The sequence below is a fragment of the Pelomonas sp. Root1237 genome, from assembly GCF_001425055.1.
In the GTDB taxonomy this organism is placed as follows: Bacteria; Pseudomonadota; Gammaproteobacteria; order Burkholderiales; family Burkholderiaceae_C; genus Pelomonas.
In genome coordinates, this window is the sequence record NZ_LMDK01000016.1 from 201,876 (window position 1) to 226,563 (window position 24,688).

The window sequence follows — 24,688 nt, forward strand, 5'->3', positions numbered from 1 at the left end:
GAACAACCCGCCTCGGCAGCCGGAGCGAACAACCCGGCTACCGCAAGCACCAGCCCTACCCTGAGCGGAACTCGACGACCGCTTTGCATGCGCAAACAGTAACGGCTGCGTGCGTTGACAGCAAGCCCGGCAAGTCCAGGGCCATGCATCCGCTGCACGCCGGGTGGCCGGTGAGCCGCCCGGCGCTGCCCAACGATGCTCAGCGGCGTCGACGCTGCCAGGTCACCCCGCCCAGTGCGGCCGTGCCGGCCAGCAACAGAGCCGACGGCGTTGGCTCCGGCACGGCCGCGGTCGTCAGCGTCACGTCGTCAATGAAGCTGGCCGCCGCAATGTGGCGGGCACCGGTGTCTGGCATGTCTTCGAAATAGCACCGCCTCGACACAAAGGGCGGCAAGGACGCGGTCCAAGACCACAAACCAGCAACATGACGGCAGCCGACAGACACATTAGGGGGGCGGCGCGTCTGCTAGCCTGCCGGGGTCAACGCCGGGCCGCGACCGACCGTTGGCCCGGACTCAGCCCGAAAGGCCCGCCCGCCATGACAGCCTTGCCCCGTCTCGCGCTTTGCACCGCCGCATTGCTGGCCGGCTGTGCCGCTGCGCCATTCCAGGCGCCCATGGTGGGCAGCCACAGCGCAGCCGCCGACACGCTGTGGTTGGATCGCTTGAGCTGGGGTGCCAGCAGCGCCGATCTCAGCCAGGTCCGCCGCCAGGGCCGCGAGGTCTGGCTGGAAGCCCAGCTCCAGCCTCGCATCCCGGGCCCACTGCCAGAAGCCGCTCAGGCGCAAATCCAGGCTCTCGCCGTCACCCAGCAGCCGTTGTTGCCCCTGGTGCAGCAGATGGAAGCCCAGCGCAAGGCCGCCGATGCACTGACCGACGACATGGCCAAGGCGGAGGCGCAGAAGAACTACCAGCAGGCCCTGACCAAGCTGGCCCGCGAGGCGTCGACGCGCCAGCTGCTGAATGCCCTGTACTCGCCCAACCAGGTCCAGGAGCAGATGACCTGGTTCTGGTTCAACCATTTCAACGTCCACCAGTACAAGAGCAACCTGCGCGTCATGGTGGGCGACTACGAGCAGGGTCTGCGCGAACGCGCGCTCGGGCGCTTTCGCGACCTGCTCGGCTACACGGCCCACCACCCGGCCATGCTGCGCTACCTGGACAACGAGCAGAACGCCGCCAACCGCATCAACGAGAACTACGCCCGCGAGCTGCTGGAACTGCACACCCTGGGCGTGGGCGGTGGCTATAGCCAGAAGGATGTGCAGGAGCTGGCCCGCGTGCTGACCGGGCTGGGCGTGAACCTGACCGACAACAAACCCAAGCTCAAGCCCGCGCAGGAGGCGCAATACCGCCGAGACGGGCTGATGGAGTTCAACCCGGCGCGGCATGACTTTGGCGACAAGCAACTGCTCGGCGTCACCGTCAAGGGCCAGGGCGAGGCCGAACTGGACCAGGTGTTGGACCTGCTGGCCAAACACCCGAGCACGGCCCACTTCGTGTCGCGCAAGCTGGCCCAGTACTTCGTCGCCGACGAGCCGCCGCCGGCGCTGGTGGAGCGCATGGCGGAGCGCTGGCAGCAGAGCGATGGCCGCATCGCCGAGGTGCTGCGTGCCATGGTGGGCTCGCCCGAGTTCGAGGCGTCCCTGGGCCGCAAGTTCAAGGACCCGACGCATTACGTCGTGTCGGCCGTGCGCCTGGCCTATGCCGACAAGGTGGTGCTGAACACCGGTCCGATGATCGGCTGGCTCTACCGCCTCGGCCAGGCGCCCTACAACCGCCAGACGCCCGACGGCTATGCGCTCGACGAGAACGCCTGGGCCGGCCCGGGCCAGATGACGACGCGCTTCGAGATCGCTCGCGCCATCGGCAGCGGCAGCGCCGGCCTCTTCAAGGTCGAGGGCGAGGCCAAGGACAGGCCGGCCTTCCCGCAGATCGCCCACCCGCTGTACTACGAAGGTATCGCGCCGCGGCTGGCCGCCGCCACACAGCAGGCGCTGGGTCAGGCCACGTCGCCACAGGAATGGAACACCTACCTGCTGGCCTCCCCCGACTTCATGAACAGGTGACGCCATGAACCGACGCCTTTTGCTCCAGCTCGGCCTCGCTGGCCTTGGTACGGCCGCCCTGCCCACACAACTGTGGGCCGCGGCGGCCGACACGCCGCGCCTGCTCGTCGTCTTCCTGCGCGGTGCCTATGACGCGGCCAACCTGCTGGTGCCCACCTCATCCAGCTTCTACTACGAGGCCCGGCCCAACATCGCCATCGCCAAGACGGCCGCGCTGCCGCTGGACGCGAGCTGGGGCCTGTCGCCCGCGGTGGCCGACAGCATCCACCCGCTTTGGCTCAAAGGCCAGGCCGCCTTCGTGCCCTTTGCCGGCACCAACGACACGACACGCAGCCATTTCGAAACCCAGGACCACATCGAGTTGGGCCAGGCCGACGAGGGCAGCCGTGACTTCCGCAGCGGCTTCATGAACCGGCTGGCCGGCGTACTGGGTGCGGGCTCGCCCGTCAGTTCGAGGTTGGAAGCCATGGCCTTCACCGACCAGGTGCCGCTGATCCTGCGTGGCAATCTGCCGGTGGCCAACCAGGCATTGCGCGACCTCGGCAAGCCGGCCATCAATGCCGCCCAGGCCCAGGTCATCGCCGGCATGTACGCCGGCACACGCATGGCCAACACGGTCAGCGGCGGCTTCGAGGTGCGCGACGAGGTGTCACGCGAAATGGCCGGTGAAATGGAAGCGGCCAGCCGCGGTGCCATTGCCGCCAAGGGCTTTGCGCTCGAAGCACGGCGCATCGCACGGCTGATGCGCGAACGCGTGACCCTGGGTTTCATCGACGTCGGCGGCTGGGACACCCATGTGGGCCAGGGCGGTGCGACCGGCCAGCTTGCCACCAAGCTCGGTGAGCTCGGCCGCGGCCTCGCGCTGTTTGCCGACGAGATGGGCCCGCAGTGGAACAACACCGTGGTGGTGGTGGTCAGCGAGTTTGGCCGCACCTTCCGCGAGAACGGCAACCGCGGCACCGACCATGGCCACGGCAGCGCCTACTGGGTGCTGGGCGGCGGCGTGAAGGGCGGGCGGGTGATGGGCGAGCAGGTGGAGGTCAAGGCCGCCACGCTGTTCCAGAACCGCGACTACCCGGTGCTCAACGAGTACCGGGCGCTATTTGGCGGCCTGTTCAAGCGTATGTACGGCCTGAACGACGCGCAGCTGGCCGCCGTCTTTCCCGGGGCCAGCGCGCGCGATCTGGGCCTGGTTTAAGCCTTGCTCAGTCGGGCGGCAACCGTCTTGATGCGCTCGCCGAAGGCCTTGGCCGTGGCGAAGTCGCCCGCGGCCATTTCGTCCGTGGAGGCGTCGCTGGGCGAGACCGTCATCAGGCCGCCGAAGGACGCGACGTAGTTGATGTCGTCGCGCGTCGAAGCCTTCTTGTTGGCCGGCATCATGCCCGTGCCCACCCACAGCATGGAGTGCTGCTGGCTCAGCGTGAAGAAGTAGTGCAGCGTCGACAGCTTGTCGCCGTTCATGGAGGCGCTGTTCGTGAAGCCGGCGGCCAGCTTGTCCTTCCAGCCCTGGCCGAACCAGACCTTGCTGGATGCGTCGGCAAACTTCTTGAACTGCCAGCTGGCCGCGCCCATGTAGGTGGGCGAACCGAAGACGATGGCGTCGGCCGCGGCCAGCGCTTCCCAGTCTGCGTCCTTCAAATTGCCTTCGGCGTCGATGGCGATGAGCTGGGCGCCCGCGCTCTCGGCAACGGTCTCGGCGATGCGCTTGGTGTGGCCGTAGCCGGAGTGGTAGACGACAACGATCTTGCTCATGGAGGAATTCCTCTGTGGGTGGGGGATAAGAAACTCAGGCTGCCAGGTCGAAGACGAGGACCTCGGCATCATGGCCGGCCGTCAAGGCGAGGCGCGATGTTTCGCGAATCTGCAAGGCATCACCGGTCGTCAGGTCTTGTCCATTCACGCTGAGCGCGCCGCGCACGAGGTGCACATAGGCAAGGCGACCGGGCGCCAGTTCAAGTTCCGCTTGCTCGGCGCCATCGAACAGGCCCGCATACAGCTTGGCATCGGCATGGATGGTCACCGAGCCTTGCGAGCCGTCGTTGGCCGCGACGAGACGCAGCCGGCCGCGCTTGGAGTCGGCGTCGAAGTGCTTCTGCTCATAGCTCGGCGCGATGCCGCGGGCGTCAGGTTGGATCCAGATCTGCAGGAAGTGCGTCGTTTCGTCCTTGGCATGGTTGAACTCGCTGTGCATCACGCCGGTACCGGCGCTCATCCGCTGCACATCGCCGGGGCGGATGACACCAGCGTTCGCACCACCGGCCTCGCCGTTGCCCATGCTGTCCTTGTGCGCCAGTTCGCCGGAGAGCACGTAGCTGATGATCTCCATGTCGCGATGGCCGTGCGTGCCGAAGCCCTTGCCAGCAGCGACCTTGTCCTCGTTGATGACACGCAGCGGCCCGAAGCCCATGCGGGCCGGATCGTAGTAGTCAGCAAAGGAGAAGCTGTGGAAGGACTTCAGCCAGCCGTGGTCGGCGTAGCCGCGGTCACTGGACTTGATCAGTTGCATCACTGGGTTTTGCATGCCGGGCTCCTTGCTTGTTGGCGATGGAGTCAATGTAGGAGCGACCCTCGTATCCGGGAGTCGGCCTGCGTTGAGGACATCATTCAAATAGACTGAACGCATGCCGAATCCCCAGGACAAACGCCGCGCACTGACCCCGGAAGCCCTGTCCATGATGGACACCATCGCCCGCACCGGCAGCTTTGCCGCAGCGGCTCGCGAGATGGGCCGCGTGCCGTCGGCGCTGACCTATTCCGTGCGCCAGCTCGAAGACGCACTCGACGTGCTGCTGTTTGACCGCAGCTCCCGCCAGGCCGTACTGACAGCGGCCGGCCAGGAGCTGCTGCACGAGGGCCGGCGCCTGCTGCAGGAACTGGACGCCGTGGCCAACCGCGTGCGGCGCATTTCCACGGGCTGGGAAAGCGAGTTGACGCTGGCCGTCGATGACGCCGTCGCCCGCCGGGCCCTGTTCGATCTGATGGAAGCTTTCTACGCCGAGAAGATCGACGGCGGCGGCCCACCGCCGACCCGGCTCAAGCTGCGCGTGGAGGTGCTGGCCGGCACCTGGGAGGCCTTGCTGCATGGCCAGGCCGACATAGCAGTCGGTGTACCGGGGCAGCTGCAGAACAGCGGCATTCACTGTGAGTTCGCGGGAGAGCTGGAGTTCGCCTTCTGCATTGCGCCCCACCATCCGCTGGCCAGCCTGCCCGAGCCGCTCAGCGCAAGCCAGATCGCCGAGCACCGCATCGTTGCCGTGGCTGACAGCGCCCGGCTGATGGCGCCGCTCAGCGTCGGTCTGCTGCCAGGCCAGGACGTGCTGACCGTGCCGTCGCTGGCCATCAAGCTGGAGGCCATGATGCGCGGCCTGGGCTGCGGCTCCCTGCCGGTGCCCATCGTGCGCCGTCATATCGAGGCCGGCCGCCTGGTGCGCAAGGCCACCTACGAAGGCCACCGCACCGGCAAGATGCATTACGCCTGGCGCGACACCGGTCCCGCACCGGGCAAGGCGCTGGCATGGTGGCTGGACAAGCTGCGCAGCGAGACGACGCGCAAGGCACTGCTCGAACAGCACGAGGGGCTGCTGCTCTGATGAGCTATCGAGGTCGATTCGCGCCCTCGCCCACCGGCCCGCTGCACGCCGGCTCGCTGGTGGCGGCGCTGGCGAGCTGGCTGGATGCCCGCGCCCACGGCGGCGAGTGGCTGGTGCGCATCGAAGACGTCGATGGCCCGCGCTGCCCGCCGGGCATGGACGAGGTCATCCTCGGCCAGCTCGATGCCCTCGGCCTGCGACCCGACGAGCCGCCCGTCTGGCAGTCGCGCCGCGGCGAGCTGTATCAAGCCGCGCTGGACCGGCTGATTGCCTCCGGCCATGCCTATGGCTGCGCCTGCACCCGCGCCGAGATCGCAGCGGCAGCCGGCCCCAAGCCCAGGCATGGTGAACTGATCTATCCCGGCACCTGCCGAGATGGCACCCACGGCCGGCCGGTGCGGGCATGGCGCTTTCGCGTCGCGGGCCGCATCAACTGGCAGGACCGCCGGCTGGGCGCGCAATCGCAAGACCTCGAAACCGAAGTCGGCGACTTCATCCTCAAGCGCGCCGACGGCCTCTGGGCCTACCAGCTCGCCGTCGTCGCCGACGATGCCGAACAAGGCGTCACCGACATCGTCCGCGGTGAGGACCTGGCCGACAACACGCCGCGCCAGATCGCGCTGCAACGAGCACTTGGCTTTCCGACACCGCGCTATCTGCACACGCCGCTTGTGCTGGCGGTGGACGGGCACAAGCTGTCCAAGCAGAACGGCGCGGCGGCCATCGACCTTGCCGACCCTGCCGGGCGGCTGCGCGATGCCGCGAGTCGGCTGGGGCTGCGCTTGCCGGACGGGATGAACAGCGCCGAGGAAGTACTGACGGGCTCGGTGTCGAAATGGGAAGCGCTGGTGAGGGAATCAGCGGGCGAACGTTCGAGTTGAGACGCACAAGCTGGCGCGCCGAGCAGGAACAGGCTCAACCTTCCGACAACTGGCTCCACACCGGCCTGACCTCAATCGTGGCAACTGCAGCCATCGGGTGTTTGGCTGCGACCTCGACGGCGATGTCCAGACTGGCGCATTGGATGAGTTCATACGCGCACATTTGTTCGCGCGAGCGCGAGAACGGCCCTGCAGAGGGGCTGATCCTTCCATCCCTCACGCGCACGGTGACAGCCTCAGAGGCTGGCCGCAGTGGGTTGCCCTGGACTCGAATACCGCGAGCCTCCATCGACTTGATCCAGTCCATGATCTCCGCAACGAGGCGCTCCGTAGGTGCAAACCCGTCGTCGTGGGCGATGATGAGCAGATAGTTCATGCGTCTCTCTCAGAAGCGGCAGGGCAAAGGCGCCCTTCGACACGACGAACAAAGGGCTGAGCAATCGACACCAAGACCTCCCAGGCGACGAAACAGCCGCCTGGGCCAGGAGGCGACAATCCGGGGCTTTCCCCACAGCAAGGATTTCCCATGAACACCACGCCCACCGGCCTGCAGTTTGACGACACCGTCGAAGGCGATGGCAAGCAGGCAGCGGCCGGCCATGACGTCACCGTCCACTACACCGGCTGGCTCTGGGTCGACGGCGCCAAGACCGACAAGTTCGACTCCAGCAAGGACCGCGGCGACCCCTTCGAGTTCGAACTCGGCGCCGGCATGGTCATCCGCGGCTGGGACGAGGGCGTGCAGGGCATGAAGATCGGTGGCAAGCGCACGCTGATCATCCCGGCCGAGCTGGGTTACGGCGCGCGTGGCGCCGGCGGCGTCATCCCGCCGAATGCGACGCTGTGCTTCGAGGTCGAACTGCTGGGCCTCGCCGGCGGCCCCGAACATGTCGAGCTGAACCTGCACACCACCTCCAGCGGCCTGCAGTACGAGGACCGCGTGGTGGGCGACGGCGCCGAAGCCAGCAAGGGCCAGCGCGTGTCGGTGCACTACACCGGCTGGCTCTACAAGGACGGCATGCGTGGCAAGAAGTTTGATTCCAGCAAGGACCGCGGCCAGCCCTTCAAGTTCCGCCTCGGCGGCGGCGAGGTCATCCAGGGCTGGGACGAAGGCGTGCAGGGCATGAAGGTCGGCGGCACGCGCATGCTGGTGCTGCCGCCGGAGCTGGGCTACGGCGCCCACGGTGCCGGTGGCGTCATCCCGCCGAACGCGACGCTGCTGTTCGAGGTCGACCTGCTTGCGGTCTGACCCGAAGCCATTTCAAGCGACGGCAGGCGACTGACAAGCGCCTGTCATTCGCGGATGCTTTGATCCAGCCCGTTCACGAACCCAGATCACATCATGTCGATTGACCAACGCCGCTTCCCTCGCGTCGAGTTCTTCCTGGTGCCCGACGAGCACGAACAGCTGCCGGTCTGGGTCATCAAGCCCGAGGGCCTGGCCGAGAAGCGCGGCGGTGTCGTCGTCAACCTCAGCGAGGCCGGCCTGCAGATCCTGGCCGCGGCCGAGCCGCCGCTGGATGCCCAGCACTACGAGTTGCGCCTGCTGCTCGGCGAGGACGAGGGCGTGCCCCTCTTCAGCGCCGAGGTGCGCCGCGTCTGGACGCGGCCGCTGAGCCGCATCGTGCAGCTCGGCGGCTTCGAGTTCGAGTCGCCCAACTCCCAGGCCGAGGAGTTCCTGCTCGCGCAGACCGCGCAGATCACGGCGCGCAAATGGGTGCGCTGCGTGCTCGTTGAGCGCATGACAGCCCTGGCCTGAATCCCTTCGCGTCCAGCCCCCTGGCGAGCGGGGCTGGACTGGGTTAGCGTGGTCGCGGGGCAGGTTTGCCCCGCCATTGCCCACGCCATGCTCGAAACCGACCACCTGCTGCGCTACTGGACCGACAGCCAATGGGCGGCCAACGTGCTGATGCTGATGCATCTGCTGGGCGCCATGGTGCTGGGCCTGTTGCTCGGCTATGAGCGGGCCTACCACGGCCGTGCCGCCGGCATGCGCACATACGCGCTGGTCTGCATGGCGTCCTGCGCCGTGACCATCCTCGTCGGCTACCCCGACCAATGGTTCGGCGGCCACATGGCCGGCGGTTCGCTGCCGCAGTTCACCGACCCGACCCGCGTGATTCAGGGTGTGGTGACGGGTATCGGTTTCCTGTGCGCCGGCGTCATCATGCGCGAGGGCATGAACATCTCGGGGCTGACGACGGCGGCCTCGATGTGGGCGGCATCGGCCATCGGCATCGTGCTGGGCATGGGCTTCTATTTCGCCGCCATCGCACTGACGCTGCTGTGCGCCACGCTGATGATGTGGGGCGCCAAGCTGGAAAGCCGCCTGCCCTCCCACCCGGCCATCGCGGTGACGCTGCGCGGCGAATCGGGCCGGCGCTTCACGCAGGCCGAACTGGCCGAGTTCGCCGATGGCCTGGGCTACCGCTTCGCGCCCGGCTCGCTGAGCATCGAGAAGCAGGGCGACCATGAAGAGTGGCGCTTCGTCTGCACGGCCAAGCAGAACTTCAAGGGCCAGACGCTGTGCCGCTTTACCGGCCGCCTGCATGAGCTGCCTGGCGTGGCCGGATACCGCGTGACCCACGCTCGCAACTAGAGCAGGCTCACGGCGGCCAGATTGAGCAGCGAGGTCTCGCGCATCAGCCGCACGAAGTCGGCCAGGAAGGGCTTGGCCGCGAGCCCTTCGGTGCTGACGGCGTAGAGCCGCCCGGTCAGCCCGCCCTCCCCGATGCGTTGGCGCGCCACGTAGCCGCGCGCCAGATAGCCCTCCACCGCCCACAGCGGCAGCGCCGCAATGCCGCGGCCGCTGGCCACCAGCTGCAGCATGGCCACCGTCAGCTCGCTGGTGCGGCGCGGCGGCGTGATGCCGGCGGGCTGCAGCACGCGGCGCACGAGGTCCAGCATCTCGTCGGGCACCGGGTAGGTGATGAGGGTGTGGTCAGCAAAATCGAGCGCTTCGAGCCAGGGCTTGGCCAGCAGCGCATGGCCCTTGGGCAGCAGCGCAATGATCTCGAAGCTGAACAGCGGGTGGACGACGACGCCCGTCTCGTCGGCGTCCACATCCGACACGATGGCCAGCTCTGCGCGATCCTGGTGCAACAGACCCACGGGGTCGGCCTGGAAGCCGGAGACGATGTCCAGCTCCACCTCCGGCCAGCGGCCGCGGAAGGCGTCCATGGCCGGCATCAGCCAGTCGAAGCAGGTGTGGCATTCCACGGCGATGCGCAGTTGGCCGGCCGAGCCGTCCACCAGCCGGCGCACGTCGCGATCAGCCTCATCGACCTGGGTCAGCACGATGTCTGCCAGCTTCAAGAGCCGCTGCCCGACCGCGCCGAACACCAGCGGGTTGCTCTTGCGGGCGAACAGCTCGGCGCCGTAGTGCTCCTCCAGGGCCTTGAGCTGGTGGGACAAGGCCGACTGCGTCAGGTTCAGCAACTGCGCCGCTCGGGACAGATTGCCGGCCTCGCGCAAAGCAACCAGGGTGCGCAGATGGCGCAGTTCGAGCGGCGTTTTCATGAGCGGAACTTGTGATGATTCAGAAAACGTTTCGTTTGAATCATAGTCATGAAGTGCCGATCATCGCGAATCGATTTCAGCATTGTTCGATTCACCATGATCAAGACTCATATCCTCGGCTTCCCGCGCATGGGCGAGCACCGCGAACTGAAGACGGCGCTGGAGCGCCACTGGCGCGGCGAGCTGCCCGCCACCGAGCTGGAAGCCAAGGCCGCCGAGCTGCGCGCCCGCCACTGGAAGCTGCAGCAGGACGCGGGGCTGGACCATGTCACCGTCGGCGACTTCGCGCTTTACGACCATGTCGCCCACCTGATCCAGCTGTTCGGCTGCGAACCGGCTCGCTTCGGCTTCAACGGCCAGGAGACCCCGCTGCAGCGCTATTTCGCGATGGCCCGCGGCATCACGACGACCCATGCGCACACCGAGGCCTGCGGCTGCAGCGGCGCTCACGTCGATGGCGTGCCCGCGCTGGAGATGACCAAGTGGTTCGACACCAACTACCACTACCTCGTGCCCGAGTTCGACAGCGCCACCGAGTTCAACCTGAATGCCGAGCGCCTGCTCGCCGAAGTCGATGAGGCCATCGCCCTGCCGGCCAGCCCCAAGGTCGCGCTGCTGGGGCCGGTCAGCTTCCTCTACCTGGGCAAGAGCAAGCAGGAAGGCTTTGACCGGCTGGTGCTGCTCAAGCGCCTGCTGCCCGCCTATGAGCAGTTGCTGACCCGTCTGGCCGCCCGCGGCGTGACCTGGGTGCAGCTAGACGAACCCATCCTCGGCCTGGACCTCACGCCCGCCTGGCAAGACGCGCTGCGCCTGGCCTATGCACGCCTCGGCGTCGTCGGCCAGCCCTTGCTGCTGGCCACCTATTTCTCACCACTGGGCGACAACCTCGCCCTGGCCTGCGAGCTGCCCGTCGCCGGCCTGCATGTCGACGCCGTGCGCGCCCCCGAGGAGCTGCTGCCGGTGGCCTTGCGCCTGCCGCTGGACCGCGAGCTGTCGGTCGGCATCATCGACGGCCGCAACATCTGGCGCAGCGACCTCGACCAAGCGCTGTCACAGCTGAACAAGGTCCGCGAGCTGCGCGGCGGGCGGCTGTGGGTGGCGCCGTCCTGCTCGCTGCTGCATGTGCCCTTCAGCCTGCGCCACGACGCGGCTCTGGACACCGAGCTGCAGGGCTGGCTGGCCGGCGCCGTCGAGAAGCTGGACGAGTTGCGCGTGCTCAAGCGAGCACTGTGGGGCGACGAAGCGAGCGTGGCCCGTGAACTGGCCGAGTCGCGCATTGCCCGCGCCAACCGCGTCACCAGCCGGCGGGTGCGCAATGGCACCGTCGCGGCCCGTCTCAAGGCCTTGCCGACCGATGCCGATCAGCGCCGCTCACCCTTCCCCACCCGTCAGGCCGCACAACGCCAGCGCCTGCGCCTGCCAGCCTTCCCGACGACGACCATCGGCTCCTTCCCGCAAACGGCCGAGATCCGCGCTGCCCGCGCCGCCTTCAAGCGCGGCACGCTCGCCGAGCCCGCCTACCGCGAAGCCATGCAGCGCGAGATCCAGCTGGCGGTCAGCAAGCAGGAAGCGTTAGGGCTGGACGTGCTCGTGCACGGCGAGGCCGAGCGCAATGACATGGTCGAGTACTTCGGCGAGCAGCTCTCGGGCTTCGCCTTCACCGCCAACGGCTGGGTGCAGAGCTACGGCTCACGCTGCGTGAAGCCGCCGGTGCTGTTCGGCGACGTGTCGCGCGCCAAGGCCATGACGGTGGACTGGACCGTCTTCGCGCAGAGCCTGACGGCCAAGCCCATGAAGGGCATGTTGACCGGCCCCATCACCATCCTGCAATGGTCCTTTGTGCGCGACGACCAGCCGCGCGCCACCACGGCGCTGCAGATCGCGCTGGCCATCCGCGACGAGGTGGCCGACCTGGAAGCCGCCGGCATTGCCGTCATCCAGATCGATGAGCCTGCCATCCGCGAAGGCCTGCCGCTGCGCCGCGCGGCATGGGGCGAATACCTGGACTGGGCCACGCGTGCCTTCCGCGTCTCTGCCAGCGCCGTGCGTGACGACACGCAGATCCACACCCATATGTGCTACTCGGAGTTCAACGACATCCTGCCCGAGATCGCAGCCATGGATGCTGACGTCATCACCATCGAGACCAGCCGCTCCGACATGGAACTGCTGCGCGGCTTTGGCGACTTCCGCTACCCCAACGAGATCGGCCCTGGCGTCTACGACATCCACTCACCGCGCGTGCCCGACGCGGCCGAGATGCTGCGCCTGCTGCGCAAGGCCGCCGAGGTCATCCCGGCTGACCTGCTCTGGGTCAATCCCGACTGCGGGCTGAAAACGCGGGGGTGGCCGGAGACCGAGGCGGCGCTGGCCCACATGGTGGCGGCGGCGCGCGAGCTGCGGGCGGAGGCGACGCCGGCTTGAATGCTCAGTGCTCGGCCTTCTCCTGAGGTTCGGCCAGCATGTCGGCGTGACGGTGGACGATCTTCCATTCGCCGTCTTCGCGACGGAACACCTCGGTGACGCGCAGCGTCATCGACAGCAACTCGTCCTTGCCTTTTATCTGCACCCTGGCGTGCTGCAGGCCGGTCCAGTAGCCAACCTCGTGGTCGGCCGCGCTGTGGAAGATCTCGAAGCGGCTGCTTTGCGTGCCCTCGTCGAAGGCCTCCGCATCCTTGGCCTGGCGCTCCTTCACGGCCACCGCGCCGCGCACATGGCCACCGCCGGGGGGAAAGAAGCTCGCCTTGCCGTGCGCGGCAGCCAGCGCCAGGAAGGCGTCCGGCTGCCCGCGCACGTAGTCGAGCGAGGCGACTTCTCTCGCGTGCAGAAATTGCGTGAAGGATTCGGTCATGACGGCTCCCGAGGCGACGACGCATTCACTGTGCGACCCAGTGCATTCACCCACTGCCGGAGCGGCCTGCATCGCCCCGTAGGCCAAGGCCTACTCGATGGCCGGATAGTCTCCGAGGCCGTCAGGCCACGGCGTCAGGATCTCGAAGCCGTTGGCCGTCACGGTGACCATGTGCTCCCACTGGGCCGACAGCGAGTGGTCGCGCGTCACCACCGTCCAGCCGTCGTTCAGCTCGCGGATGCCGGCGGCGCCCGCGTTGATCATGGGCTCGATCGTGAAGATCATGCCCTCCTGCAGCTTCAGGCCTTCGCCCGGGCGGCCAAAGTGATTGACGTGCGGGTCGTCGTGATAGACGTCGCCGATGCCGTGGCCGCCGTACTCCCGCACGACGCTGAAACCGGCCGCGTGCGCGACCGTCTGGATGGCATGGCCCACATCGCCTAACGTCGCACCCGGGCGCACCTGGCGGATGCCGGCGCGCAGCGCCTCATAGGTCGTGTTGACGAGCCGGCGTGCCAGCACATTGGCCTCGCCAACGATGAACATGCGGCTGCTGTCGCCGAACCAGCCGTCCTTGGTCAGCGTCACGTCCACATTGACGATGTCGCCCTTCTTCAGCCGTTTGTCCTTGGACGGAATGCCGTGGCAGACGACGTGATTCGGCGAGATGCAGGCTGTCTTTGGGTAGCCGTGATAGCCGACGTTGGACGGGATGCACTTCAGCGTGTTGACGATGTAGTCGTGGCAGATGTCGTCCAGCTCCTCGGTCGTCACACCGGGCACGACATGGGGCTTGAGCATGGCCAGCACCTCGGCGATGAGGTGCCCGGCCTCGCGAGCCTTGGCGACCTCGGCGGATGTTCGCAGTTTCAGGCTCTTCATGCCCGGGCCCCCTTGGCCTTGGGTGCCTGAGCCCAGCCGGCCAGGCGCGCCAGGTCCAGCCCGCCCTCCTGCTCGGCGCGGATCAGCAGCTGGCAGATCTCGCTGTGGCTCAGCTGCGGGTGCAGTTCGGCCAGCATGCCGATGCGCATCCAGTGCTCGGCCTGGGCATTGATGGAACGCGACAAGGCCTGGCTCGCAACGCGCAGGCTCTCGTGCATCGGATCGGAGATTTTGACGATTCCCATGCCGCGACTATATACGCTTCGTATACGAAACGTATATCACTCAGGCTTGGGCACCACCACCGTTTCGTAGGCGCTCAGGAACTCGGGCGGCATGCGCCGCGGCTTGCCGCTGCTGATCTCGATGCACACCAGCAACCACCGGCCGCGCACCAGCGTGACGCCGTCACTCGCGCGGCGCAGTTGGAAGCGGCGCTCCATCGTCAGCTTGCCGTCGCTGTCGGTCAGCCATGTGCCGAGCACCAGGGCCTCGCCCTCGAACGAAGGCAGCAGGTAGTCGTAGTGGCCTTCGCGAATGGCCATGGCGCGGTCCTGGCGGCGGTAGTCGTCAAGCGACAGGCCGAGCGCCTCGGAATGCGCCCAGCCGGCCTGCTCGCACCATTGCACATAGACGGCGTTGTTGGTGTGGTCCAACCCGTCGATGTGTTCGGCCGCCGGCGTCAGCGCCAGCGTGAACGGGGACGGGTAGTCCCAGTCATTCATACACGGAGACTTCCGGCCGGCGCGCCAGCACGGCAATCGGCGGCGCCCAACGCTCGCCGCGCGGCTTCTTGCTCGTCACCAGCGTGATCTCGCTGGGCTCAAACACCTCGACGTTGTGCGTGATCGGCGTCGTCAGCAGGTATTGCGCGCGGGTCGAGCGCAGGAAGTGCCCGACGAGCTGGATGTTGCGCACGTCCAGGTGGGCGAAGGGTTCGTCGATGAAGACGAAGCCGCCCGGCGTCTCGTCGTCTTTCATCAGGCCCACGAGCAGGATCAGGCTCTTCAGCACCTGCTGGCCGCCCGACGCCTCGCCGTCGTTCAGCCCCACCTCGCCCTTGCCGTCGAAGTTGAACTTGACCTGCAGGCCGGCCTGGGCGAGCACGGTGTCGTCGTTGTCCAGGTGCGGCAGCACGGCCTCGGCGGTAACGCCGGCCAGTTCGCCCAGCTCGGCGACGTTCTTCTTGTAGCGGCGCACGGTGGCGCGCATCACGTCGATGTAGCGCTCGCGGGCGTTGAAGGCGGCGATGCGGGCCAGCTCGTTGCTGGCGCGGCGATCGCTGAGCTGGGTGTCCTGCTCGTGCACCTGGGCCGACATGCGGGCGTGACGGTCCACGACGCTGGCGTCGACCTCCCAGTGGCCGCCTTGCAGTTCCTGGTCGACGTGGTGGGCGCGGATCTCGGCCTGGCGGGCGTTCTCGAACTCGTCACGCAGCGCGGCCAGCGCGATGGCCGTGACCCAGGATTTGGGGAACTGGGCTTTCTGCGTGCGTGACTGGCGCGATGCCGTGCGCACAGCATCCCGCTTCGCCTCGTGCTCGCGCAGGCGGCCGGCTGCGGAGCCCTCACCGTCCTTCAGCGCGATCTGCGCGCCTTCATAGGCTTGCTCGCTGCGGGTCGAGTCGCGCAGCACGCGGTCGTGCTCGCTGTCGATCTGGCTCATGCGGGTGGACGCTTCGGCGCGCGCTTGGCGCAGCACCGGCAGGCGCGCGCGGGCTTCGGCGAATTCGTCGGAGCGTTCGCTCAATTCCTGCGCAGCCTTATGCCCAACGGCTGCGCGCTGCACGTCCTTGAACTGGCGTTCGACTTCCGCCTGCGCCTTGGCGATGCGGCTCAGCTCACCGTCCCAGCGGGCCAGCTCGGCCTCCAGCGCACCGCGGCGCGAGTCCACGGCCGACGCGCCGAACTGATGGTCGCGCGGCTCGACGAAGACGCTGCGGCCGCCGCGGCCGTCGCGGTAGTAGGCGTCGGTCGTGATCCATTCGCCGCCAGCCTTGGCGCCCTCTTCCGTCGACGTGACGCAGCGGATGCCGCCCAGCTGGCGCACCAGCCAGGTCGGCAGCGGCGCACTGACGTTCAGCGCCGCCAGCAGCGAGCCGGCCGGCGCCTGGCCTGCGGCCTGCGTGTCGGCGACGACGTAGTGACGGTAGCGCTGCTTCGCCGCAATGTCGAAGGCGCGGCCTTCGTCGCTGCGGTGCTTCAGCACGACGACCCAGCGCGATGGGCGCAGCAGGCCTTCGGCGGCGGCGCGCCAGGTTTCGTCGGCGATGTCGACGCTGTCGGCAACGAGGTGGTGGGCGATGCCCGCGTCGTCCAGCGCGCGCTTCATCGGCGCGACCTCGGGCGGCGGCGGGGGCAGGCGCTTGCCGCTCAGCTCGCCCAATGCGGTCTGCGCGCGGGCGGCCTTGTCGCTGGCACGGGTGTAGTCGGCGCGCAGGCGCTCGCGTTCGCCGGCCAGTTCCTGCATGCGCGCCGTCAGCGCGGCGGCATCGGCCTCCACGTCGGCCAGCGCCTTCAGTTCGTCCTCACGCTTGACCAAGGCCTCGGCGGGCCGCTCGGCTTCGCGCGCCGAGTCGAACGCGGCGCGGGCCTCGCGGCGTTCACCGTCCAGCGCCTTCATGCGCTCCTTGGCCGCTTCCTGCGCCGTGAACAGCCCGTGCAGCGCCGCGCGCTTCTCGCTCAGCGCCTTCACATCGCCCGACGCGAACAGGCGTTGGCGGTGCAGCTCGCGCGCATCGCGGGTGACGCGCTCGCGGACCTCGCTCCAGCGCAGCACGGGCAACACCTCGGTGGCCAGGCGCTCGCGCTCCTGGATCTTGAGCTGGTACTGGCGGTGGCTGTTGACACGGTTGGCCAGGTCACTGAGCTGCGCCTGCGTGTGCGCCAGCTCGGCGCCGGCCTGCTCGACTTCCTTGCCCAGGTGCTGCTGGTGGCTGCGCGCCTGCTCGTAGCGGTCCAGCACCTCCTGGTCGCCGAACACCTCGAAGACGAGGCGCAGCAGCTCCTTTGGAGAAAGCTCGCAGAGCCGGTCGGTCTGGCCCTGCTCCAGCGCCAGCACGCGACCGATGGCGCGCGTGAGGCCGGCCGCTTCCAGCCGCTTCTTCCACGCCTCGATGCCCAGCCAGTCGCGGTCACCTTTTTCGGCCAGTTGCTCGATCTCATGCGCACCGTCGAGGATGGTGTAGCGGCGCACCCAGTCGCCACCGTGGCGCTCGATGCGGCAGGCCAGCGTCACTTGGTCGCCGTACAGCAGCGACGAAGCGAATGGCCGGCTGCTGTTCTGGCGCGAGCGCGGGCGGTTGTCCACCAGCGCGCGCAGCCAGGCCGTCTCGGCGTTGGCGTGCCGGGCGTAGGTCTTGTACGTGCGGCCGCCCGAGCACTCCAGGCCCAGCAGCGTGCGCATGGCGTCCAGCAGCGTGGTCTTGCCGGAGCCGTTGGGGCCGGCGATGGTGATGATGGCGCCGTCCAGCGGCAGCGTGACGCGCTGGCAGTAGTCCCAGTGCAGCAGTTCGAGCGATTGCAGGTGGAACATCAGTCGTCGATATGTTGTTGTTCTTCTTCACGCGGCAGCGCGTGGCCGGCGCGCGCGAGCACGTCGCCCATGGCGCCATCGAGGATGCGCGGTGCCAGCAGGTCGTAGTCGATCAGCAGGTCCAGCAGCGGCCCCTCGGCGATGTCCTCGCCGCGCCGCGTGACGAAACCGTGGCGCTCCAGCAGCTTGAGGTTGGTGTCCAGCCGCAGCTTCTTGCCGAGCTGGTCGCCGAAGTCGGCCAGCAGGCTGCGGTAGCTGATCAGCGGCGCGACGCTGGCGGCCTGGGGCAGCGGTTTGTCGGCCGCGAACATCTCGCCCTGTCCGGCATGGATGGCGTCACTGCGCGCCACCTGGCGCTGGCGCTTCGGTAAAACGATCAGCGACCACAGCACGACAAGCAAGGCCACACCGTCGCGCGGCAGGTCGAGGTTGTTGTTGGCGGCCAGGCCCATCTCGCCGAACACGGCGCTTTCGGCCGGTCGCACGAGGGCGACGGCGATGTGGTCGGCGTGCACGTTGTCCACCACCTTGAGCCCGACGGCCCCGAGACGCTGGCCCAGCAGCGTCCACAGCTCGGTGTCGATCAACGCGCGGCGCACCAGCGGGTGGCTGCGCGGCAGCCAGCGCCGGGCCAGCAGTTGCGCCGCCAGTTGGGCGGCGTCGTCGAGAGGTTGGCTCATGAAGAAGATTCAGGTGTGAGGACGCCGCGGCTCATCCATTTGACGAACTCGTCGTCGACGGGGCCTTGTTCGGCGGACCAGCGCACGCTCCACGGCTGGCGGGCCATGTCGCCGGTGGCGCCCTTGAGGTGACGCGCCTGCGCGTCGCCCAGCAGTGGCAGCAGCTGGGCGCGGTAGGCGGCGCGGGCATAGCTGTCACCCAGCACGGCGGGTGACAGGTCGCGTTCGATGGGATCAGTGGCCGCCCAGGCCGTCAGCAACGCCTGCATCTGGTCCATGTCAGGCGGCAACTGCATGACAGCCAGCTCGCCCGTCGGCGCGGCCTGGCCTTGCGGCAGCGCGGCGATCTCGGCAGGCTTGGGGCGGTCGCGCTCGAACTCGGCCTCGGCCGTGTCGACGAGGTCGTGCTGCGACACGAGCACGGGGTGCACCGGCCGCTCCCAGCCATCAGCCAGCAGTTTGGCGAGGTCGCCCTGGCTCTGCAGCCAGCGGCGAACATCGGTCGTCGTGATGCCGGTGGAGCCGAGCGTCACACGCTGGCGGTCGGCTTGCTGCAACGCGCGGTTGAACTGGCTGGCCATCGCCAGCAGCCGCGCCTGCGCCAGGCCCAGCTCGCGGGCCAGGCGCTCCAGACGGGCATCGCCGGCGGCTTCGGCCTGGGCAATGATGGCACCCAGCGCCTCGCCAGCTCGATCCACCAGCGTCAGCGCCTTCTCGAAACGGGTGCGTGCGCGGCGCAGCGCGAACTCGCTGCCGCTGGCGATGGCATCGGCAAACTCGTCGTACAGGCGTGAGAGTTGGGCCAGCAGATGCTGCAGTTGCGCAGGTTGCAAGGTGCCGAGCTGATGGGCGCCGGCCACGCCAGCCAGCAGCGAGGCCAGGTCGCCGTCGGGCGCCTGCTCCTGCGTCAGCGGCTGCAGCAGGCCCACGAGCTGCTGGGCCAGCGGCGTGACGGCATAGGTCTGCGCGGTCGCGTCCCAGGCCAGCAGGTCGGCCTCGCGCAGGCGCTTGAGCACGCTGTCCAGCACCTCGTCGCGCAGCACGTGGAAGGCCTGGTTCAAGGCCTCGCGGGTCAGGCGCGACTCGCGCAAAGCCAGCAGCTCGAAGAACACCCACAGCCGCAGCCGCGTGACGCCCGCCGGGCCCTGGAACAGCGCCCGCAGCGCGACCTGCAAGGCGTCCTGGCGTTCGAGCTGCCACCACAGCAGCGCATCCGCCGGCGCGGCGCCGTCGCGGAAGTAGTCCTCCACGCGATCGGGGCGCGCGGTGTCGTCGGTGTCCAGGGGTGTCGTCAACATGGGGCGCGGATTATCGACGGGCCCTGAAGCCGCCAAATTAGGTGGTGTCGAGGGGTTTGACAGTCGACAGTCGCCGTCGGACAAGCTCATCACCAATTTCAATATCGACATCGGCTCGGCCCTGGGCACCAACGACGCTTTCGTCGGCTTCACGGCCGCGACCGGCTCGGGCTACCAGAACCACGACATCCTGAACTGGCGGCTGGCCAGCGACACCTCCATCACCACCGATCCAGGCCGTCTGCCCGAGCCGGCCGACCTGGCGCTGCTGAGCCTGGCCGGCGTGACGGCCCTCGCAGCCTCCCGGCGTCGCCGCGGCGGCTGACGTTCGGCTTTTGCGAACGCCGGCATCAAGCCGACTGAACCCAGGCCCGCGCAAGCGGGCCTAGTCTTATGGGCATGCAAACCCCTCGCCTGCCCAGCTTCTTCCTCTCCCACGGCGGCGGCCCCTGGCCGTTCATGGACGGCGACTACCGTCGCGCCCACGCCAGGCTTGAGACCTCGCTGCAAGCCCTACCGGCCACATTGCCGGCCAAGCCGAAGGCCATCCTGATGATCTCGGCCCACTGGGAAGAGGCCGCCTTCACTGTCATGACCTCGCCCGCACCGGGCATGCTCTACGACTACGGCGGCTTCCCGGCCCACACCTACGAGGTGGTCTACCCGGCACCGGGCGATCCGGCGCTGGCCGAGCGTGTTGTCGCACTGATCCAGGCCGCCGGCCTGCCCGCCGCCCGCGACGCCCAACGCGGCTTCGACCACGGCGCCTTCTGCACGTTGGTACCGATGTACCCCGACGCCGAAGTGCCCGTCGTGCAGCTGTCGCTCAAGCGCGGCCTGAACCCGGTCGAACACATCGCGCTGGGCCGCGCCCTGGCGCCGCTGCGCGACGAAGGCGTGCTCATCCTCGGCAGCGGCTTCAGCTTCCACAACCTGCGCCTCTACGGCTCGGCCGGCCGTGAGCCGTCCGCCGCCTTTGATGCCTGGCTGCAGTCCACCCTGCCCTCTCCGGCCGGCCGTGCTGAGCGCCTGCAGGCCTGGGCCCAGGCACCCGCTGCCCGCCTGGCCCATCCGCGCGAGGAGCATCTGCTGCCGCTGATGGTGGCCGCCGGCGCGGCCGAGGGCGAGGCCGCCAGCTGCCACTATCACGAGACTGAATTCATGGGCGGCGTGACGGCGTCGAGTTTCCGCTTCGGATGACTCGCCGTGCAGGCCTGATCGCGAGGAGCGCCTGGGTGCTAGATTCGCCCACGCCGCTTCCTCGCCACAGGTCCTTATGAAACCTCCTCACGTCCTTGCCCTGGCTTTTGCGTTCGCCGCCCTCCCCGCGTTCGCGGCGGACGCACCGAAACCCATCCGTGCCCTGCTCATCACCGGCGGCTGCTGCCACGACTACGGTGCGCAAAAGGACCTGCTGAAATCGGGCATTGAGGCGCGCGCGAACATCGTCGTGGATCAAATGCACAGCGACAACACCACCGGCAGCCCCCCGCTGCCCCTCTTCGGCAACCCCGACTACGCGCGTGGCTACGACGTGGTCATCCACGACGAGTGCGCAGCCGACCCGCGCGACCCCAGCTCGTTCAAAAGCGTCTTGAAACCCCATCTGGACGGCATGCCCGGCGTCAATCTGCACTGCGCGATGCACAGCTTTCGCTCTGGCGACTACACCCAGCCGGTAGCCCGCGGTGCGGACAACGCCCAGTGGTACGAATACGTCGGCCTGCAATCGACCGGCCACGGACCGCTCGAGCCCATCGCGATCACCTTCGTCGACAAGGATCACCCGATCACGAGGACGCTCGACGGTTGGACCACCGTCAATGAGGAGCTCTACAACAACGTCCAGAGCCTCGATGGCAAAGCGCTCGCAAAGGGCAGGCAGATCGTCAAGCAAAGCAGGCGGCAGCCCGACGGCAGCGTGACCGAAGAAGCACAGGCCGTCGAAACGGTCGTCGTCTGGACGAACGAATTCGGCCCGAAGAAGACGCGCGTGTTCAGCACCTCGCTCGGTCACACCACGGCCACCGTCGCTGACGCCCGCTATCTGGACCTGGTCACCCAAGGCATTCTCTGGGCCACCGGCAAAGTCGACCAACCCGGCTACGCCAAGAAGAAGTAAGGCCACTCGCTGCTCCACTTCAAGCCATGACGCAAGCCCTGATCGATGCCCTGGTTGCCTGCCACCGTGACGGCAGCCGCTTGAGTGCCGCCGACTGGACCCACGCCGTACGTGACGAGGCCGATGCCTATGCCGTGCAAGACGGCATCGCCCGGGCGCTGGACTGGCGCTTCGACCGCTGGAAGTCCGGCGGCGCCAGCGCCCAGGGTCCGTTCAGCCATTCGCCAGTCAACCCCGTCCCCGGAACGTCACTGCTTGGCGTCGAGGCCGAGGTGGCGCTGCGCATTGACGCGGATGGGAGGGCGCAATCCATGTGCGTCGCTGTTGAACTGGTCGCCTCGCGCTGGCAGGAAGGGCTGGACGCGCCTGCCTTGCTGCGCATGGCCGACCACCAATCCAATGCCGGTCTGCTGCTCGGTGCCTGGCAACCCTATCGCCCGTTGCGGTGGGCTCAGCTCGAATGGCGTCTCAGCCTCGCCAGCCAGCCCGATGTCGTCCGCCGCGGCGGGCATTCCCTGGCCGATCCGGCCGCCGTATTGCCGGCCTGGTTGCGCCATGCCACGCGCCATGGCGCCACCTTGCCAGCCGGCACCATCGTGACGACCGGCGCCTGGGGCGGGTTGCATCCGCTGACGGGTGCGGCCAGCGGCACGCTGGCCTTCGAGGGCCTGGGCGAACTCAGCTTTTCAGTAGCGGCGTGAAGATCGCAGCGAAGGCCGCGATGTTGAGGATCACCGTCAGCCAGTAGATGCGCCGGAACGACGGCTTCACGTTCTTGTGGTGCAGCAGTTGCTGGGCGAGCAACGCGCCCGGCCAGCCGCAGGCCAGCGACAGCCCATGCAGGGTCTTCTCGCCCACGCGCCAAGCTCCCTCCTGCCTGGCGGCCCGCTTGTCGAGCGCATAGACGATGAAGGTCGCCATGCTCATGGCGGAATAGATGCCCCAGAGCCAATTCGGCAAGCCCCAGAGGAGATGGCAGGCCAGCACAAAGCCGGCAAAGGCCGGCACCAGCAGCAGCACACGGCTGCGATCGCGCGGCGCTGCGGGCGGCGGCGGCGCCTTGATAGGCCGCACGGCCAGCGCCCTCGGCTTGCCCTGGGCGTCAGAACCCGCATGGAAGCTCAATCGCTCACCCACCACCGGCCGCTGGGCGCGGGCAGTGAAGGCCTGGATGTGGACAAAGAGGCGGGCCGCGCCGCCATCCGGCGCGATGAAGCCATAGCCCTTGGCGTCGTCCCACTGGATGAGGGTGCCGGTCTGTCTGTCGCTGAAACTGGTCATAAAAAAAGGGCCCGCACAGCGGGCCCTCCATCATCGCCGGGCGGCAGATGCCGCCGCGGGATCAGCGGCCGAAGCCACCCTTGCGCGGGCCGCTCGGCGGGCGGCGGTCGCCGAAGGCCGGCTTGGCGCCGAAGCTGGGCTTGCCGGCCGGCTGGAAGGAGCGCTCGCCGCGCGGCGCGAAGCCACGGTCGTCACGGGGCTGGAAGCCGCGATCATCACGCGGTGCGAAACCACGATCCTCACGCGGAGCAAAGCCGCGGTTATCACCCTGCGGCGCAAAACCGCGATCTTCACGGGGAGCAAAGCCACGGTTGTCGCCTTGCGGGGCGAAGCCACGGTCATCGCGCGGGGCGAAGCCACGGTCCTGGCCGCCAGAACCATGATTGAAAGGCTTGCCACCACCGTGGAAGGGGCGGCTGCCCTCTTCACGACGGAAAGGCTTGTTGCCGAAGCCAGGGCGGCCGCCACCGAAGTGGCCACGTGGGCCGCGGTCGTCGAAGGAACCAGCCGGGCGCGGCGGGAAGATGCGCGGCTCTTGCGTCTTGGGCTCAAGACCGGCGATCTGCTGCACGGGGATCGTCTGCGTCGTGAACTGCTGGATGCGGCGGATCATGGACACGTCGTCACGCAGGCCCAGCGTGATCGCCAGGCCCTGGCGGCCGGCACGGCCGGTGCGGCCGATGCGGTGCACATAGTCCTCGGCCTTCATCGGCAGGCCGTAGTTGATGACGTGGCTGATCGTCGGCACGTCGATGCCGCGGGCCGCGACGTCGGTGGCCACCAGCACGCGCACTTGCTTGCTGCGCAGAGCCTGCAGCACGCGGTTGCGCTTGCCTTGCGGCATCGCGCCGTGCAGCGGTGCCACCGAGTGGCCGATCTCGGCCAGGCGCTCGGCCAGCCAGTCGGCGTCACGCTGGGTGCTGGTGAAGACCACTGCCTGCTCCATCTCCGGCAGGGCCAGGATGGATTCCAGCAGCTGGTCCTTGTGGTGGGGGTTGTCGGCCCAGTGCAGGCGCTGCTCGATGTTCTCGTGCGTGTCGGTGTGGTTGGCGACCTCGATGCGCTGCGGATCCTTCAGCAGGTTCTGCGCGAGGCGGCCGACGTGGCCGGCGAACGTGGCGCTGAACATCACGGTCTGGCGCTCGGCAGGGGTATTGCCGGCGATCATCGTGATGTCGTCGATGAAGCCCATGTCCAGCATGCGGTCGGCTTCGTCCAGCACCAGCATTTCGACATTGCCCAGCACGCACTTGCCGGAGTTGATGTGGTCGATCAGGCGGCCGGGGGTCGCGATCAGGATGTCCAGCGGGCCCATCAGCTGGCGGATCTGCAGCGGGTAGGGCATGCCGCCCAGCACGGTGGCGACCTTCAGGCCCGGGATGAAGCGGCCGTAGGTCTGTGCGGCCTTGGCGACCTGCATAGCCAGCTCACGGGTGGGGGCCAGCACCAGGATCTTGGGGCCATAGACCTTGCCCTTTTCGCGCTTCTTGCTGTCGTCGCCACGTGCGGCCAGGATCTTTTCCAGCGCCGGCAGGATGAAGGCGGCGGTCTTGCCCGAGCCCGTGCGCGCCGAGACCATCAGGTCCTTGTTGGCGATGGCAGCGGGAATGGCGAGCGTCTGCACGTCGGTGGCGTTCTCGTAGCCGGAATCTTTCACGGCCTTCAGGACCACTTCGTTCAGGCCCAGGGTATCGAAACTCATGTCGTTCTTTCAGTCAAAAGCCCGTCCATGCCGCCTGGAAATCAGTGAGGGCGGACACGCGGGCGCTGAACAGACCATGCCGTTCAGCAGTCAAAGTCGCTGGGAGAAAGCTCGTGTCGGGCGGCTCGGGCTGCTGGTTGCAGTCGGGTGCGGCACGGGGGAACAGTCAAAGCGACGGCTTCATCGCCGCCGACCGATCCACGAGGGGTGTTCGAGAAGCCGTATGAACTACGGGCCGAACGAGGTCAGAGGAGACGTACGAAGCTCGGTTGGAACCGAG

26 protein-coding genes and 1 pseudogene are annotated in these 24,688 nt (G+C 68.0%); 13 read left to right on the forward strand and 14 right to left on the reverse strand.

The annotated features are described in order from the left end of the window. Nucleotides 1-199: 199 nt before the first annotated feature. Nucleotides 200-355: a PEP-CTERM sorting domain-containing protein gene (locus ASC91_RS28855; protein WP_082532673.1), complete on the reverse strand. Its 156-nt coding sequence runs from the start codon at nucleotides 353-355 to the stop codon at nucleotides 200-202. A gap of 183 nt (nucleotides 356-538) precedes the next feature. Here ASC91_RS28855 and ASC91_RS13740 point away from each other — a divergent pair, with 183 nt between their 5' ends. Beyond that, entirely contained in the window at nucleotides 539-2,068 is a 1,530-nt protein-coding gene (locus ASC91_RS13740) for a DUF1800 domain-containing protein (RefSeq protein ID WP_056197616.1), read from the forward strand. 4 nt (nucleotides 2,069-2,072) lie between these two features. Beyond that, on the forward strand, nucleotides 2,073-3,266 hold the full coding sequence (locus ASC91_RS13745) for a DUF1501 domain-containing protein (protein WP_056197618.1): 1,194 nt from the start codon (nucleotides 2,073-2,075) through the stop codon (nucleotides 3,264-3,266). Here the strand turns inward: ASC91_RS13745 and ASC91_RS13750 are convergent. Both ASC91_RS13750 and ASC91_RS13755 read right to left on the reverse strand, forming a co-directional pair. Next, nucleotides 3,263-3,820: a flavodoxin family protein gene (locus tag ASC91_RS13750; RefSeq protein WP_056197620.1), complete on the reverse strand. Its 558-nt coding sequence runs from the start codon at nucleotides 3,818-3,820 to the stop codon at nucleotides 3,263-3,265. The two genes, ASC91_RS13745 and ASC91_RS13750, sit on opposite strands and share 4 nt — an antisense overlap. A 34-nt stretch (nucleotides 3,821-3,854) precedes the next feature. Further along, the gene (locus tag ASC91_RS13755) at nucleotides 3,855-4,577 is read right to left on the reverse strand and encodes a pirin family protein (protein ID WP_056199538.1); all 723 of its coding nucleotides are present in this window, start codon (nucleotides 4,575-4,577) and stop codon (nucleotides 3,855-3,857) included. A gap of 112 nt (nucleotides 4,578-4,689) precedes the next feature. Here ASC91_RS13755 and ASC91_RS13760 point away from each other — a divergent pair, with 112 nt between their 5' ends. Both ASC91_RS13760 and gluQRS read left to right on the forward strand, forming a co-directional pair. Next, nucleotides 4,690-5,658, forward strand: a complete 969-nt coding sequence (locus tag ASC91_RS13760) for a LysR family transcriptional regulator (protein WP_056197622.1) — start codon at nucleotides 4,690-4,692, stop codon at nucleotides 5,656-5,658. Next, complete coding sequence (gene gluQRS / locus ASC91_RS13765) at nucleotides 5,658-6,539, forward strand: tRNA glutamyl-Q(34) synthetase GluQRS (RefSeq protein ID WP_056197624.1); 882 nt, start codon at nucleotides 5,658-5,660, stop codon at nucleotides 6,537-6,539. The genes ASC91_RS13760 and gluQRS overlap by 1 nt, the downstream gene beginning before the upstream one ends. A 34-nt stretch (nucleotides 6,540-6,573) precedes the next feature. On the opposite strand, the gene ASC91_RS13770 is transcribed toward gluQRS, so the two are convergent. After that, entirely contained in the window at nucleotides 6,574-6,915 is a 342-nt protein-coding gene (locus tag ASC91_RS13770) for a YciI family protein (protein WP_056197626.1), read from the reverse strand. Between the two features lie 150 nt (nucleotides 6,916-7,065). Here ASC91_RS13770 and ASC91_RS30320 point away from each other — a divergent pair. The 4 genes and pseudogenes from ASC91_RS30320 to ASC91_RS13785 all read left to right on the forward strand — a co-directional run. Beyond that, nucleotides 7,066-7,410: pseudogene (locus tag ASC91_RS30320) on the forward strand (FKBP-type peptidyl-prolyl cis-trans isomerase); the annotation flags it as partial. A 30-nt stretch (nucleotides 7,411-7,440) separates the two neighbouring features. Further along, nucleotides 7,441-7,788: an FKBP-type peptidyl-prolyl cis-trans isomerase gene (locus ASC91_RS30325; RefSeq protein ID WP_394326331.1), complete on the forward strand. Its 348-nt coding sequence runs from the start codon at nucleotides 7,441-7,443 to the stop codon at nucleotides 7,786-7,788. 93 nt (nucleotides 7,789-7,881) lie between these two features. After that, the gene (locus tag ASC91_RS13780) at nucleotides 7,882-8,298 is read left to right on the forward strand and encodes a PilZ domain-containing protein (RefSeq protein WP_056197633.1); all 417 of its coding nucleotides are present in this window, start codon (nucleotides 7,882-7,884) and stop codon (nucleotides 8,296-8,298) included. 87 nt (nucleotides 8,299-8,385) lie between these two features. Next, nucleotides 8,386-9,138, forward strand: a complete 753-nt coding sequence (locus tag ASC91_RS13785; protein ID WP_056197635.1) for an MgtC/SapB family protein — start codon at nucleotides 8,386-8,388, stop codon at nucleotides 9,136-9,138. On the opposite strand, the gene ASC91_RS13790 is transcribed toward ASC91_RS13785, so the two are convergent. Further along, on the reverse strand, nucleotides 9,135-10,058 hold the full coding sequence (locus ASC91_RS13790; protein ID WP_056197637.1) for a LysR family transcriptional regulator: 924 nt from the start codon (nucleotides 10,056-10,058) through the stop codon (nucleotides 9,135-9,137). The genes ASC91_RS13785 and ASC91_RS13790 overlap by 4 nt on opposite strands. A gap of 96 nt (nucleotides 10,059-10,154) precedes the next feature. Here ASC91_RS13790 and metE point away from each other — a divergent pair, with 96 nt between their 5' ends. Continuing rightward, entirely contained in the window at nucleotides 10,155-12,482 is a 2,328-nt protein-coding gene (gene metE, locus ASC91_RS13795) for a 5-methyltetrahydropteroyltriglutamate--homocysteine S-methyltransferase (protein ID WP_056197638.1), read from the forward strand. 4 nt (nucleotides 12,483-12,486) lie between these two features. Here metE and ASC91_RS13800 read toward each other — a convergent pair whose 3' ends face one another. The 7 genes from ASC91_RS13800 to ASC91_RS13830 all read right to left on the reverse strand — a co-directional run bounded on the left by ASC91_RS13800 (nucleotide 12,487) and on the right by ASC91_RS13830 (nucleotide 19,303). Continuing rightward, nucleotides 12,487-12,909, reverse strand: coding sequence for a nuclear transport factor 2 family protein (locus tag ASC91_RS13800; RefSeq protein WP_056197640.1), 423 nt, complete (start codon nucleotides 12,907-12,909; stop codon nucleotides 12,487-12,489). Between the two features lie 90 nt (nucleotides 12,910-12,999). Beyond that, nucleotides 13,000-13,791 carry a type I methionyl aminopeptidase gene (gene map, locus ASC91_RS13805; protein ID WP_056197641.1) on the reverse strand — a complete coding sequence of 264 codons (792 nt, stop codon included), beginning with the start codon at nucleotides 13,789-13,791 and terminating at the stop codon, nucleotides 13,000-13,002. Next, complete coding sequence (locus ASC91_RS13810) at nucleotides 13,788-14,036, reverse strand: ParD-like family protein (RefSeq protein WP_056197644.1); 249 nt, start codon at nucleotides 14,034-14,036, stop codon at nucleotides 13,788-13,790. Before ASC91_RS13810 ends, map begins: the two co-directional genes overlap by 4 nt. A 36-nt stretch (nucleotides 14,037-14,072) precedes the next feature. After that, nucleotides 14,073-14,516, reverse strand: coding sequence for a thioesterase family protein (locus ASC91_RS13815; RefSeq protein ID WP_056197645.1), 444 nt, complete (start codon nucleotides 14,514-14,516; stop codon nucleotides 14,073-14,075). After that, the gene (locus ASC91_RS13820; RefSeq protein ID WP_056197647.1) at nucleotides 14,509-17,325 is read right to left on the reverse strand and encodes an ATP-binding protein; all 2,817 of its coding nucleotides are present in this window, start codon (nucleotides 17,323-17,325) and stop codon (nucleotides 14,509-14,511) included. The genes ASC91_RS13815 and ASC91_RS13820 overlap by 8 nt, the downstream gene beginning before the upstream one ends. Next, nucleotides 17,325-18,005: a hypothetical protein gene (locus ASC91_RS13825; RefSeq protein WP_056197649.1), complete on the reverse strand. Its 681-nt coding sequence runs from the start codon at nucleotides 18,003-18,005 to the stop codon at nucleotides 17,325-17,327. Before ASC91_RS13825 ends, ASC91_RS13820 begins: the two co-directional genes overlap by 1 nt. Further along, complete coding sequence (locus tag ASC91_RS13830) at nucleotides 18,002-19,303, reverse strand: hypothetical protein (protein WP_056197650.1); 1,302 nt, start codon at nucleotides 19,301-19,303, stop codon at nucleotides 18,002-18,004. Before ASC91_RS13830 ends, ASC91_RS13825 begins: the two co-directional genes overlap by 4 nt. On the opposite strand from ASC91_RS13830, the gene ASC91_RS13835 reads away from it, so the two are divergent. From ASC91_RS13835 to ASC91_RS13850, 4 genes are all read left to right on the forward strand, one after another. After that, nucleotides 19,302-19,628 (forward strand): PEP-CTERM sorting domain-containing protein, encoded by a 327-nt coding sequence (locus tag ASC91_RS13835; RefSeq protein WP_056197652.1) that lies wholly within the window; start codon nucleotides 19,302-19,304, stop codon nucleotides 19,626-19,628. The two genes, ASC91_RS13830 and ASC91_RS13835, sit on opposite strands and share 2 nt — an antisense overlap. A gap of 74 nt (nucleotides 19,629-19,702) precedes the next feature. Next, nucleotides 19,703-20,503: a class III extradiol ring-cleavage dioxygenase gene (locus tag ASC91_RS13840; protein ID WP_082532766.1), complete on the forward strand. Its 801-nt coding sequence runs from the start codon at nucleotides 19,703-19,705 to the stop codon at nucleotides 20,501-20,503. A gap of 76 nt (nucleotides 20,504-20,579) precedes the next feature. After that, complete coding sequence (locus ASC91_RS13845; protein ID WP_056197656.1) at nucleotides 20,580-21,425, forward strand: ThuA domain-containing protein; 846 nt, start codon at nucleotides 20,580-20,582, stop codon at nucleotides 21,423-21,425. 26 nt (nucleotides 21,426-21,451) lie between these two features. After that, on the forward strand, nucleotides 21,452-22,126 hold the full coding sequence (locus tag ASC91_RS13850) for a hypothetical protein (RefSeq protein ID WP_056197658.1): 675 nt from the start codon (nucleotides 21,452-21,454) through the stop codon (nucleotides 22,124-22,126). Here ASC91_RS13850 and ASC91_RS13855 read toward each other — a convergent pair. After that, nucleotides 22,104-22,706, reverse strand: coding sequence for a cold shock and DUF1294 domain-containing protein (locus tag ASC91_RS13855; protein ID WP_056197660.1), 603 nt, complete (start codon nucleotides 22,704-22,706; stop codon nucleotides 22,104-22,106). The two genes, ASC91_RS13850 and ASC91_RS13855, sit on opposite strands and share 23 nt — an antisense overlap. A 61-nt stretch (nucleotides 22,707-22,767) precedes the next feature. Continuing rightward, nucleotides 22,768-24,408, reverse strand: a complete 1,641-nt coding sequence (locus tag ASC91_RS13860; RefSeq protein WP_056197662.1) for a DEAD/DEAH box helicase — start codon at nucleotides 24,406-24,408, stop codon at nucleotides 22,768-22,770. Nucleotides 24,409-24,688: the final 280 nt, after the last annotated feature.